Origin of the sequence: Klebsiella sp. GW_Kp182 (assembly GCF_040062275.1) — a bacterium.
Taxonomy (GTDB): Bacteria; Pseudomonadota; Gammaproteobacteria; order Enterobacterales; family Enterobacteriaceae; genus Klebsiella; species Klebsiella michiganensis.
In genome coordinates this window covers 260,344-272,902 of record NZ_JBEAFQ010000008.1, presented here as the reverse complement: position 1 = coordinate 272,902, position 12,559 = coordinate 260,344, and the positions used below count along the sequence as shown (strand labels likewise).

At 56.3% G+C, this 12,559-nt stretch carries 13 protein-coding genes; 11 read left to right on the top strand and 2 right to left on the bottom strand.

Going from position 1 to position 12,559, the window contains the following annotated elements; translation table 11 throughout:
- Positions 1-312 precede the first annotated feature (312 nt).
- The gene (locus ABLU88_RS11245; RefSeq protein WP_064374738.1) at positions 313-1,197 is read right to left on the bottom strand and encodes an EamA family transporter; all 885 of its coding nucleotides are present in this window, start codon (positions 1,195-1,197) and stop codon (positions 313-315) included.
- Positions 1,198-1,277: 80 nt separating this feature from the next.
- Here ABLU88_RS11245 and ABLU88_RS11240 point away from each other — a divergent pair, with 80 nt between their 5' ends.
- Positions 1,278-1,784: a MarR family transcriptional regulator gene (locus ABLU88_RS11240; protein WP_348836534.1), complete on the top strand. Its 507-nt coding sequence runs from the start codon at positions 1,278-1,280 to the stop codon at positions 1,782-1,784.
- A 184-nt stretch (positions 1,785-1,968) separates the two neighbouring features.
- Here ABLU88_RS11240 and ABLU88_RS11235 read toward each other — a convergent pair whose 3' ends face one another.
- The gene (locus ABLU88_RS11235; RefSeq protein WP_348836533.1) at positions 1,969-2,430 is read right to left on the bottom strand and encodes an Lrp/AsnC family transcriptional regulator; all 462 of its coding nucleotides are present in this window, start codon (positions 2,428-2,430) and stop codon (positions 1,969-1,971) included.
- A 149-nt stretch (positions 2,431-2,579) separates the two neighbouring features.
- Here ABLU88_RS11235 and ABLU88_RS11230 point away from each other — a divergent pair, with 149 nt between their 5' ends.
- The 10 genes from ABLU88_RS11230 (at position 2,580) to ABLU88_RS11185 (ending at position 12,535) form a co-directional block, all read left to right on the top strand.
- Complete coding sequence (locus ABLU88_RS11230) at positions 2,580-3,191, top strand: LysE family translocator (protein ID WP_348836531.1); 612 nt, start codon at positions 2,580-2,582, stop codon at positions 3,189-3,191.
- 545 nt (positions 3,192-3,736) lie between these two features.
- Complete coding sequence (locus tag ABLU88_RS11225) at positions 3,737-4,342, top strand: tyrosine-type DNA invertase (RefSeq protein ID WP_004124742.1); 606 nt, start codon at positions 3,737-3,739, stop codon at positions 4,340-4,342.
- 443 nt (positions 4,343-4,785) lie between these two features.
- Entirely contained in the window at positions 4,786-5,412 is a 627-nt protein-coding gene (locus ABLU88_RS11220) for a tyrosine-type DNA invertase (protein ID WP_348836530.1), read from the top strand.
- Positions 5,413-5,875: 463 nt separating this feature from the next.
- On the top strand, positions 5,876-6,421 hold the full coding sequence (fimA, locus tag ABLU88_RS11215) for a type 1 fimbrial major subunit FimA (RefSeq protein WP_004124748.1): 546 nt from the start codon (positions 5,876-5,878) through the stop codon (positions 6,419-6,421).
- A 72-nt stretch (positions 6,422-6,493) separates the two neighbouring features.
- Positions 6,494-7,033: a fimbrial protein gene (locus tag ABLU88_RS11210; protein ID WP_348836529.1), complete on the top strand. Its 540-nt coding sequence runs from the start codon at positions 6,494-6,496 to the stop codon at positions 7,031-7,033.
- A gap of 35 nt (positions 7,034-7,068) precedes the next feature.
- Positions 7,069-7,794: a fimbria/pilus periplasmic chaperone gene (locus ABLU88_RS11205; protein WP_348836528.1), complete on the top strand. Its 726-nt coding sequence runs from the start codon at positions 7,069-7,071 to the stop codon at positions 7,792-7,794.
- Positions 7,795-7,867: 73 nt separating this feature from the next.
- A complete protein-coding gene (locus tag ABLU88_RS11200) occupies positions 7,868-10,504 on the top strand; it encodes a fimbrial biogenesis usher protein (protein ID WP_348836526.1) in 2,637 nt (878 codons plus the stop codon).
- A gap of 10 nt (positions 10,505-10,514) precedes the next feature.
- Positions 10,515-11,045: a fimbrial protein gene (locus ABLU88_RS11195; RefSeq protein ID WP_348836543.1), complete on the top strand. Its 531-nt coding sequence runs from the start codon at positions 10,515-10,517 to the stop codon at positions 11,043-11,045.
- Between the two features lie 12 nt (positions 11,046-11,057).
- Complete coding sequence (locus ABLU88_RS11190) at positions 11,058-11,558, top strand: fimbrial protein FimG (protein ID WP_004124772.1); 501 nt, start codon at positions 11,058-11,060, stop codon at positions 11,556-11,558.
- A 14-nt stretch (positions 11,559-11,572) separates the two neighbouring features.
- Positions 11,573-12,535 (top strand): fimbrial protein, encoded by a 963-nt coding sequence (locus ABLU88_RS11185; RefSeq protein ID WP_348836525.1) that lies wholly within the window; start codon positions 11,573-11,575, stop codon positions 12,533-12,535.
- Positions 12,536-12,559 lie beyond the last annotated feature (24 nt).

Below are 12,559 nucleotides of genomic sequence, written 5' to 3'. Positions count from 1 at the left end.
GCCCGGGCTACGGGTTCACCGCCGTCTGCGGGCCGGTAGCCCGGACAGATGCGCAAGCATCGCCTCCGGGAAATTCAGCCACTCTGCGCGCTGCTCCCGGGGGCGGCGCTTAACGCGCCTTGCCCGGGCTACGGGTTCACCGCCGTCTGCGGGCCGGTAGCCCGGACAGATGCGCAGCATCGCCTCCGGGAAATTCAGCCACTCTTCGCGCTGCTCCCGGGGGCGGCGCTTAACGCGCCTTGCCCGGGCTACGGGTTCCCCCCGTCTGCGATCCGGTAGCCCGGACAGATGCGCAGCATCGCCTCCGGGATGTTATCGGCCCGCTACGGCTCTCTTATTCGATAATGCACGCTGAATCGACAGCACGCTGAACAGCACAATCACCAGCCCCACCAGCGCCAGTCCCTCGATCTTTTGCCCGAGGAAAACCCAGCCTAATAGCACCGCCGTCACCGGACTCAGCAGGCTCATCGCCGACACCGCCACCGGGGAAAGGCGGCTGATACCGCGAAACCACAGGCCGTATGCCAGCATCGCCCCGGCAACGCACAGCCACAGATAGCCCGCCGCCTGAGTCAGCGTCACCTGATGCAGCGGCGGATCGACCAGTAACGCAATCGGTGCCAGTACGATACCGCCAATCAGCAGCTGCCAGCCGGTCAGCGCGATAACCGGCAAAGCGATCGCCCAGCGACGCGACAGCCAGGTTCCCAGCGCCATGCTCATCGCTCCCAGAAACGCCGCGGCGATCCCCAGCGGTTCGAGCGTGGTTTGCGGCGACAGCAGCAGCATCGCCATTCCCGCGATCCCCATCAATGCCGAGAGCACCGCCAGCCAGGGCGATCGCTGACGATCGACGCACCAGGCCAACAGCATCACCAGCAGCGGCTGGATAGCCCCTATCACCGCCGCCAGGCCGCCCGGCAGCCGATAGGCGGCAATAAACAGCAGCGCCTGAAACGCGCCGATATTCAGGATCCCGGTAACGATCAGCTTCCACCACTCGGCGCGCAGCGGGAAACGGCGACTCCAGATCAGCAGAGCGATCCCGGCCGGCAGCACCCGCAGCAGCGCGGCGATAAACGGCCGATCCGGCGGCAGAAACTGCGAGGTCACAATATAGGTGCTGCCCCAGATGGCGGGGGCCAGCGCGGTTAAAAACAGATCAACCATCAAATTGCGCGAAACAAAGGCCATGATTTTATCTTCACATCAAGGTAAATTGTGGCCTAATTATGTATCGATATTTATCTTGATATCAAGACAAGTGAGCATTAATGGACAAATCACCGCAGACCGACGCCGTGGATCGCATTCTTGAACAGTGGAAACGGGAACGCCCCGATCTCGATTGCAGTCCGATGGGGCCGTTTGGCCGCCTGAAACGCTGCGCGCTGCTGCTGGAACCGCGCATTGAAGCGGCTTTTCTTCGCCATGATTTAGTGCGCTGGGAGTTTGATATGCTGGCGACGTTGCGGCGGGCGGGCGAACCGTTCGTGCTGTCGCCCACCCAGCTATTTTCAACGTTAATGATCACCTCCGGCACCATGACCCATCGTCTGAAAGCGCTGGAAAAACGGGGGTTTATTCGCCGTCTGCCAAACCCGGACGATGCGCGCAGCATGCTGGTCGCGCTGACACCAGAGGGGAGAGAGTTAATCGACAGGGCGGTGGAAAGTCACGTGGAGAATGAGCGGCAGCTGCTAAGTGGACTCTCTGCGGCGCAGCGCCATCAGCTTGATGAAGCGCTGACGATTTTTATGCGCCTGCTGGAAAAAGAGTAATACCCACCCGCTTTGAATAAGGCGCTTACCTTGTTGCCGGATGGCGGTTGACGAAGCACCACCGTTATTTCCCGGAGGCGATGCTGCGCATCTGTCCGGGCTACCGGATCGCAGACGGCTGTTAACCAATAGCCCGGGCAGGCGCTTTGCGCCGCCCCCGGGAGCAAAGCGCAGAGTGGCATAATCACCCCTTACCGAGCGGAAACGGGCGATCCTGCACAACCGTTTTCATCACCAGCGTCGACCGCAGGTGCTGCACGCCGGGCATCGCGGAGAGTTTGTCATCATACAGCTTCTGGAACGCCGGGAGATCGCGCGTCACCACGTGCATCAGGTAGTCCGGATCGCCAAACAGGCGCTGCGCCAGTACGATTTGCGGTATCTCTTCCACCGCCTCCTCAAACGCGCTCACCGCTCTCTTATCGCCCTCTTTTAGCGTCGCGAAGACGATCGCCAAAAAGTTAAAGCCCATTTTGGCCGGATCCAGATTGGCCCGATAGCCGGTAATGACGCCTTCCTGCTCCAGCGTCCGCAGCCGTCGATGACAGGGAGAAAGGCTGAGATTCACCCGCTCGGCTAGCTCGGTTATCGACAGTCGTCCATCGGACTGGAGTTCAGCAAGAATTTTTCTATCAATGCTATCCATTTGGAAGATTTTCCCTCAGAAGACCGCTTAAGAGCATAACATTGAAAGCTCATTGCGCAATAAACTCGATATTCTTTCCTTCAAATAATCGCCGCTTTACGAGGGAAAATGATGAGAAACTGCCGTTACCACGCAGAGGTGCGCTGTCCATGGAAATGAGCTTTATCGCCAGCTTTTGGCTGGTCTCTTTTCTGCTGATCATCACGCCGGGCGCTGACTGGGCCTACACCATCAGCGCAGGGATCAACGGTCGGCGCGTGATACCCGCCGTCGCCGGACTGATGTCCGGTCACCTGCTGGCCACGCTGATCGTCGTCGCCGGAATCGGCGTGTTAATCGCCGGCCACCCGCTGGCGCTATCGACGATTACCCTGCTGGGCGCGGGCTATCTGATGTGGCTGGGGATCGCTATTTTGCGCCATCCGCCAACGCCAGGCACACAGCAATACAGCGCGGATAGCTGGAATCGCTGGGCGATTAAGGGGCTATGCATTAGCGGCCTGAATCCAAAAGTCTTTCTTCTGTTTTTGGCCCTGCTGCCGCAGTTTACCGACCCACAGGGAAGCTGGTCGCTAGCCCAGCAGATGTCGGCGCTAGGCGGTATTCATCTGGTAACCTGCACGCTGGTCTATTTACTTGTCGGCTACGGCGCCAAAGCGCTGTTAGCGACCCGGCCCCAAATCGCGCAAAAGGTCAGCATCGCTTCCGGGGTGATAATGGTCGCCATAGCCGCCCTGCTGTTTCTGGAGCAGCTGAGGTAGCCTGCCATATTAGGCGCGAGCGGGTGTCTTGTTCGCGCCATGGCATTATTGCGGCAAAAACGCATTGCTGTACGGTTATTTTGCATTAGTCATTACCTCCCTCTAAATTAGCCAACGCGCGACCCTCGCTTCCTTATCAGCCAGATTTTTTGGCTACGCAACCCTCCGATATACCCCCCTCTTAGCGGCAGTTAAGGTTTATCTCATATGAAATAAAACAATTCTTAACGCTCGCCACAATTGTTGCGCTTCCTGTTTCCCCTATTCATAAGATGGTTTTTGCAGTATGGTTAACAATATTAGAAGTTATATACTGCTGTATACCCACTTAAGGAGAAAACAATGAGCAGGATATGGGCCCTATCCCAAAGAGTAACGCCAAACAAAAATATAAATATAAATATAAAAACTACCTATCCAAAAGAAGCCACAACGCTTAAATATTGCCCGCCGCAGCAATAAATAATGCACATGCAGACGAGCTTAATCATTACCTGATAACGGCCAAAAAATGCGCTAGCCGGCTGCATAATAAAGGGAACTCAATGAAAAGCAATGCTATTTTAAAAAAAAGGAACTTCCTGACTCACAACGAAATAGAGTCATTACTCAAAGCGGCCAACAGTGGCGCACATGCCACGCGTAATTATTGCCTGACATTATTATGTTTTATTCACGGATTACGCGCCAGTGAAATATGCCGCCTGCAAATTTCCGATATCGACCTTAGTTCTAAATGCATCTATATTCACCGTCTTAAAAATGGATTTTCGACAACGCATCCTTTGCTGAATAAAGAAATCCGCGCATTAAAAAACTGGCTGCATGTCCGCGCCTCATACCCGCAGTCCGACAGCGAATGGTTATTTCTCTCACGAAAAGGTAATCCTTTGTCTCGCCAGCAGTTTTATCAGATTATTTCCGCCTCTGGCGATAATGCCGGGCTGTCGCTCGAAATTCATCCGCATATGCTCCGTCATTCATGCGGCTTCGCCCTGGCCAACATGGGCATTGATACCCGCCTTATCCAGGACTACCTGGGCCACCGCAACATTCGCCATACCGTATGGTATACCGCCAGTAACGCTGGCCGTTTCTATGGTATCTGGGACGAAAGCAGAGACAGACAGCGGAGCCCTGTTCTGCCGTAATGCTCGATGCCATGGAGGGCGTCAAAATAACCGTCAGGCAGCGGTAAACATTAATAAAAATTAACCATACGGTGTTTATGATTATTGTTCCGGCAAGTTCACAGCGCTACGATGATTTATCTTATTACCCCTCGGGCATGACCCAGCATATAAATGCACCAACTCCCTTCCGTTTAAAATAGCCGCAACCATGCTTTTTTCCTTTTAATTTTATACACCTGAAAAAGAACCGCGGCGCAGAGGTTGCCGCCATCAATAAAATCTATAAGAATAAGATTTATCATCTGGCAATATTCTGCCCCACAGCCGCTACAATGTCATTATTCAACTATGCTTAATCCCCTTCATATAATACGCGATTAACCTTGCGAATTATTTGTGAGCGCCCCCTGCGGTCAGCAGGGTCGTGTTAATTATCAAGATCATATCAGGAGTTATTTATTGTGAACCGACGTCGTTTTCTCACCGGTAAAGAAGTTCAGGCGATGATGCTGGCAGCCCGTCACGGGCAAACGGGAGAGCGGGATTACTGTCTAATCCTGCTCGCTTTTCGTCATGGTATGCGCATTAGCGAATTACTCGATCTGCACTATCGCGACCTCGATCTTGTCGAAGGCCGCATCAATATTCGACGGCTGAAGAATGGATTCTCCACCGTACATCCGCTGATGGTTGATGAATGTGACGCCATCAGGCGCTGGAGTCAGGTACGCGCCGCCTGGAAAGGCGCGCAAAAAACCGATGCGCTGTTTATATCGCGACGCGGTACTCCGCTTTCGCGTCAACAGGCCTACCGAATCATCCGAACCGCTGGCGTAGACGCTGGCACGGCTACCCATACTCACCCGCATATGCTGCGCCATGCCTGCGGTTACGAGCTGGCGGAGAGAGGGGCCGACACCCGCCTTATCCAGGACTACCTCGGCCATCGAAACATTCGCCATACCGTACGCTATACGGCCAGCAACGCCGCGCGATTCGCCGGGCTCTGGGAACGCAACAACCTGATGGAGTGGAATTTACAAAATCAGAGAATTGAAAATAAGAATTTGATAAATAAGGGAAAATAACTTACCGAACAGGTCAATTGGGGCCAAACTGTGTGCATCATAAAAATATTCAGTTACCTTTTGCAACCATCGAATGCATCAAGCAGAGTGTAAAAACCAATATCACATTGATTAATAATATTTTTTATTTTTAATTTTTTCCAGAAACATCCTTCTTTCCGCTACCCATCTTTTGTGGCCCCGCGTTGACGATAGCCATCCATGGCTTATTAAGCCTTAACTACTTCAATTTATTATCTCGAAAAACAACAATAAATCAGATTAAAAAACCAAATTATTTATAAAGAAATCATAATTTCAGTCAATTACACCAATGAGTCAAAATGGCCCCAAATGTCTCATTTTTTGGGTGAAAAACATGCAGAACCGCAGCCGAAAATTTCGGCTGAAACATGAAATACCTGGAGGTCATGATGACGGCCAGATCGGTTCGTAATCCCGATATTGTTCAAAGGAAAACAACATGAAAATCAAATCACTGGCAATCGTTGTTCTGTCAGCCCTGTCTCTTAGCTCCGCGGCGGCGCTGGCCGACACCACGGTAAATGGCGGCACGGTGCATTTTAAAGGGGAAGTCGTCAACGCAGCCTGCGCCATTGACGCGGGTTCAATCGATCAGACCGTTCCAATGGGCCAGGTTCGTTCGGCAAAACTCGCTACTCCAGGCAGCACCAGCACGGCTGTCGGCTTCAATATCCAGTTGAACGATTGTGACACCACCGTTGCCACCAAGGCCGCCGTCGCCTTCACCGGCACCGCAATTGACAGCACCAACACCACCGTACTGGCGCTGCAAAGCTCCGCAGCAGGCAGCGCGAATAACGTCGGCGTGCAGATTCTGGACCGTACCGGTACGCCGCTGGTGCTGGATGGCGCGACCTTCAGCGCAGCTTCTACCCTGAACGATGGCACCAACGTCATCCCATTCCAGGCGCGTTACTATGCGACCGCTGCAGCCACTGCCGGTACCGCTAACGCTGACGCCACCTTTAAAGTGCAGTACCAGTAATTTTTTCATCAGGCAGGGAAGCGCGCCGGGCCAGGAAGGCCCGTTATCCATAACGGAATTCGGGTGATAACGATGCAAAGGATGAAGTCAGGTCTGTGGATATTTTTGCTCCCACCGCTGGCGCTGGCCGGTAACCAGTGGAACGTCACGCTGCCCGGCGGAAATATGCGCTTTCAGGGCATCATCATTGCCGAGTCCTGCCGCGTTGAAGCGGGCGACCAGCAGATGACGGTCAATATGGGACAGATCAGCAGTAATCGGCTTCATTCAGCCGGAGAAGATACGAATCCAGTTCCCTTCGATATCCACCTGCAGGAGTGCAGTACCGCCGTCAGCCAGCGCGTTGGCGTGGCCTTTCACGGCGTCGCCGATGGTAAAAACCCGGACGTGCTCTCGGTGGGCGAAGGGCCGGGGATAGCAACCGGCGTGGGTGTCGCTCTGTTTGATAAAGACGACCATCCGATCCCATTGAACGGCCCTCCCGCCGTCTGGACAAAATTGTATACCGGGCCAACCACATTGCATTTTGTCGCGAAATACCGGGCAACGGGGCACCAGGTCACCGGAGGCGCGGCCAACGCTCAGGCCTGGTTCTCCCTGACCTATCAGTAATGAATCAGCAGACGAACCGAAAACAGGAAACGACGGTGACGATAAAAGGGGTAAACGTGAGAACAACACTGGCAATAACGCGCGGTTTACTGGCGGGGGCGCTGATGATAGCCGCCATGGGACTTACCGCTCACGCCGAGGCCGGCGTGGCGCTGGGGGCGACCCGCGTCATCTATCCTGCCGGGCAAAAGCAGGTTCAGCTGGCGGTCACCAACAACGACGAAAAGAGCACTTATTTGATTCAGTCATGGGTGGAGAATGCCGACGGCGCGAAGGACGGCCGCTTTGTCATCACCCCGCCGCTGTTCGCCATGCAGGGAAAAAAAGAGAATACCCTGCGCATCATTGATGCCACCAACGGCCAGCTGCCGCAGGATCGGGAAACGCTGTTCTGGATGAACGTCAAAGCGATCCCGTCGATGGATAAATCAAAGCTCAGCGACAACACCCTGCAGCTGGCGATCATCAGCCGCATCAAGCTCTATTACCGTCCGGCAAAACTGGCGCTGCCGCCGGATCAGGCTGCGGAAAAGCTGAAATTTCGCCGCGGCACAGGGACGCTTACGCTGATCAACCCCACCCCCTACTACCTGACGGTCACCGAACTCAACGCCGGTACCCGGGTGCTGGAAAATGCGCTGGTTCCGCCGATGGGTGAAGCCAGCGTTAAATTGCCCGCCGATGCCGGTCGCGAGATTACATACCGGACGATTAACGACTACGGCGCGCTGACCCCTCGGATGCAGGGCGCTACGCAATAACTGACGGGAGACCGCGTTCTCCCGGAAATAAAAATAAGAACTGACAGCCGGGCGACTTTGGACCGGAGGGACTATGTCACATCTGAAATATGGACTCGACGATCTGGGCTCCGGGCGTAAAAGCAGCCACGGGACGGGGAATGCGCGCGCTTTCGCTCAAATCACGCTGGCTCTGTTACTTGCCGCACCGATCTTTTCTTTACAGGCGGAGCTCTATTTTAATCCGCGTTTTTTAGCGGATGACCCTGCCGCCGTGGCGGACTTATCAGGATTTGCCAACGGCCAGGAGGTCCCTCCGGGAACCTATCGCGTCGATATTTACCTCAATGACGGGTTTATGACTACCCGCGATGTCACTTTTAATAGTAGCGAAAGCGATCGCTCGCTGGTCCCCTGTCTGACGCGCGGGCAGCTGGCCGGGATGGGCGTCAACACGACATCCATTGAAGGGATCGGTGCTCTGGCATCCGATGCCTGCGTACCGTTAACCGAAACCATCAAGGACGCCACCACCCGCTTCGATGTCGGCCTGCAGCGGCTGTACCTGACCGTACCCCAGGCGTTTATGGGCAACCGCGCCCGCGGCTATATTCCGCCCGAGCTCTGGGACCACGGGATTAACGCCGGGCTGCTGAACTACAACTTCACCGGCAACAACGTCCATAACGACATCGGCGGCAGCAGCAACTACGCGTACCTGAATCTGCAGAGCGGGCTCAACCTCGGCGCCTGGCGCCTGCGCGACAACACCACCTGGAGCTACAGCAGCAGCGGCAGTTCGTCGACCAATGAAAACAAGTGGCAGCACATCAATACCTGGCTTGAACGTGATATTACGCTGCTGCGCTCGCGCCTGACCCTCGGCGACAGCTATACCAACGGCGACGTCTTCGACGGCATTAACTTCCGCGGCGCGCAGCTTGCCTCCGATGACAACATGCTGCCGGACAGCCAGAAGGGGTTTGCCCCGGTGATCCACGGCATTGCCCGCGGCACCGCTCAGGTATCGGTCAAACAGAACGGCTATGAGATCTACCAGAGCACGGTGCCGCCCGGCCCGTTCACCATCAACGATCTCTACTCCGCCGGCAATGGCGGCGATCTGCAGGTGACCATCAAAGAGGCCGACGGCAGCAGCCAGGTCTTCACCGTCCCTTACTCGTCCGTTCCGGTGCTCCAGCGCGAGGGCCATACCCGCTATGCCGTCACCGCCGGAGAGTACCGCAGCGGTAGCGATCGGCAGGACAAACCGAAGTTCTTCCAGAGCACCGTAATGCGCGGTCTTCCTGAGGGCTGGACGCTGTACGGCGGCACCCAGCTGGCGGACCGTTACCGCGCCTTTAACCTCGGCGTCGGCAAAAATATGGGGGAGCTGGGGGCGCTGTCGCTGGATATCACCCAGGCCAACGCCACCCTGCCCGATGACAGCGATCGTCAGGGCCAGTCGGTACGTTTCCTCTATAACAAGTCGCTGACGGATACCGGCACCAACATCCAGCTGGTGGGCTACCGCTACTCGACGCGCGGTTATTTCAGCTTCGCCGACACCACCTACAGCCGGATGAACGGTTACAACATCGAGACCCAGGACGGGGTGGTGCAGATGAAGCCGAAGTTCACCGATTACTACAACCTCGCGTACAACAAGCGCGGCAAAGTGCAGCTCAGCGTTACCCAGCAGCTGGGACGCACCGCCACGCTCTACCTGAGCGGCAGCCACCAGACCTACTGGGGAACCAACAGCGCCGACCAGCAGCTCCAGGCCGGGCTTAACGCCGCCGTCGACGATATCAACTGGACCCTGAGCTACAGCCTGACCAAAAACGCCTGGCAGCAGGGTCGTGACCAGATGCTGGCTCTCAACATCAGTATCCCGTTCAGCCACTGGATGCGCTCCGACAGCACTTCCGCCTGGAGAAACGGTAACGTCAGCTACAGCATGTCCAACGATCTGAACGGCAGGACCACCAGCCTGGCGGGGCTGTACGGCACGCTGCTGGAGGACAATAACCTGAGCTACAGCGTACAGACCGGCTACGCCGGCGGCGGTGAGGGCAACAGCGGCGGTACCGGCTACGCGGCGCTGAACTACCGCGGCGGTTACGGCAACGCTAACGTCGGCTACAGCCGCAGCGACGGTATCAAACAGCTGTACTACGGCCTGAGCGGCGGCGTGCTGGCCCACGCCGACGGCATCACGCTGAGCCAGCCGATGAACGACACGGTGGTGCTGATCAAAGCCCCCGGCGCGGATGGCGTGAAGGTAGAAAACCAGACCGGGGTACGGACCGACTGGCGCGGCTACGCCGTTCTGCCCTACGCCACCGAATACCGGGAAAACCGAGTGGCGCTGGACACCAATACGCTGGCCAACAACGTCGACCTTGATGATGCGGTGGTCAGTATTGTGCCCACCCACGGGGCGATTGCGCGCGCCGAATTTAAGGCCAGCGTCGGCATGAAGCTGCTGATGACGCTGACCCACAACGGTAAACCGGTTCCTTTTGGCGCCATAGCCGCCGCTGTCGATAGCCAGACCAGCAGCATCGTCGCCGATAACGGCCAGGTCTATCTGAGCGGAATGCCGCTGGCGGGCAAGGTGCGCGCGAAATGGGGCGAAGGTCCGAACGCCAGCTGTGAGGCCAGCTACAGCCTGCCGCCGGAAAGCCAGAACCAGGCGTTAAGCCAGCTGTCGGCAGCGTGCCGCTAAGGAAACCATGATGATGAGAAAAAACCTGTATCTGCTGGGCGCCATACTCTCTCTGGTCTCCTTCAGCACCCCTGCCGCCGATAGCACTATTACGATTAGCGGATACGTAAGGGATAACACCTGCGCCGTGGCGGGTGAGTCAAAAGATTTTACCGTCGACCTGATGAATAACGCCGCCAAACAGTTTAATGCCGTCGGCACGGCCACGCCGCTGGTGCCGTTTCGCATCGTGCTATCGCCCTGCGGCGGCTCCGTCACCGCGGTTAAAGTCGGCTTTACCGGCATAGCGGACAGCGACAACACCAGCCTGCTTAAGCTGGACAGTGGCGTATCGGCAGCGTCCGGCATCGGCGTGCAGATCCTTAACGGCAGCCGGGCTCCCCTGGAACTCAACGCCACCTCGTCAAATATCGCGTGGACCACGCTGAAACCCGGGCAGACCAACACCCTGAACTTTTACGCCCGGCTGATGGCCGCGCGCGTCCCGATTACGGCAGGACACGTTAATGCCACCGCAATCTTCACGCTTGAATTTCAGTAACCGGAGGCTGAAATGAAATGGACTCATGCACCCTGGCTGCTGGCGGTAATCATGACCTTCGCCAGCGCCCCCCAAGCCGCCGATGTGACCATTACCGTTAACGGCAAAGTGGTGGCCAAACCCTGCACCATCGCCACCCCAAAAGCCACCGTCGACCTCGGTGATTTATACACCTTTAACATGCTTTCACCCGGCTCGGCATCAGGCTGGCATGACGTCACGCTCGAGCTCAGCAACTGTCCGGTTGGTACCTCACGGGTCACCGCCAGCTTCAGCGGCACGGCGGATGCCACCGGCTATTACAAAAACCAGGGAACGGCGGGCAACCTCCAGCTGGAGTTGCAGGATACCAGCGGCGCCCGGTTTAACAACGGCACAAGCAAAACGGTGGCCGTCAACGATGCCACGCAATCCACCCGCTTTCCATTGCGCGTCAGGGCGCTGACGGTTAACGGCGGACCAACGCAAGGAACAATCCAGGCGGTGATTAACGTCACCTACACCTGGCTATAAGGCAGGAGAACGTTATGAATCAGCGGATTACCGCTCCCCGTAGATGTCGTATGGCGCTGGTCAAGGCGCTGTGGCTGGCGCTTGTGTTAGCGGGCTTTTCCACCAGCGTCAGGGCTTATACCTGCTACGACTCCACCGGTACCATATTAAATAGCGATTCAGGCGGGAAAGTATCCAACGTCTACGTTAACCTGCAACCAAGCCTCGGAGCCGGGCAGAACCTGGTCGTCGACTTATCCAGCTCGATTTATTGTAAAAATGACGCACCGGACAGGCGCAACGACATGGTAAGCATGCTACAGGGATCGGCCTATAGCGGCCTGCTTACCAACTTCACGGGGTCTTTAAAATACTACGGGGTTAGCTACAGTTTCCCGCTAAATTCCCCAACTGCCAGCCACAACTTTACTTCCGGTAACTACACGAGCTGGAATACCCAGCTCTACCTGACGCCAATATCCACCGCCTCCGGGCTGGCGATAAGCGCCGGCTCGCATATCGCCACGCTGGTGATGTATCAGGTGGGTTCCGATATCAACGGCGGCGGTAACGTTCGTACCTCAAAATTTACCTGGAATATCTATTCCAACAATAGCGTGATTATCCCGACTGGCGGCTGCGATGTTTCCGCTCGCAACGTCACGGTAACGCTGCCTGAGTACCCGGGTTCGACCGCTGTTCCGCTCACGGTACGCTGCGGGCAAAATCAAAAGATAGGTTTTTACCTCTCCGGCACCACGGCGGATAGCGCCAACAGCGTTTTCACCAATACCTCTTCCGCCTCACCGGCTCAGGGCATTGGCGTTCAGCTACTGCGCAATGGCACCATCCTGCGTTCAAACAGTACCGTCTCAATGGGAACCGTGGGCACCTCCGCGGTCAACCTGGGACTCACCGCAACCTATGCGCGCACCAGCGGCCAGGTCACCGCGGGCAACGTGCAATCAATTATTGGGGTGACCTTTGTTTACCAGTAACGCGCCTGCGGCGCGTGATAGAAC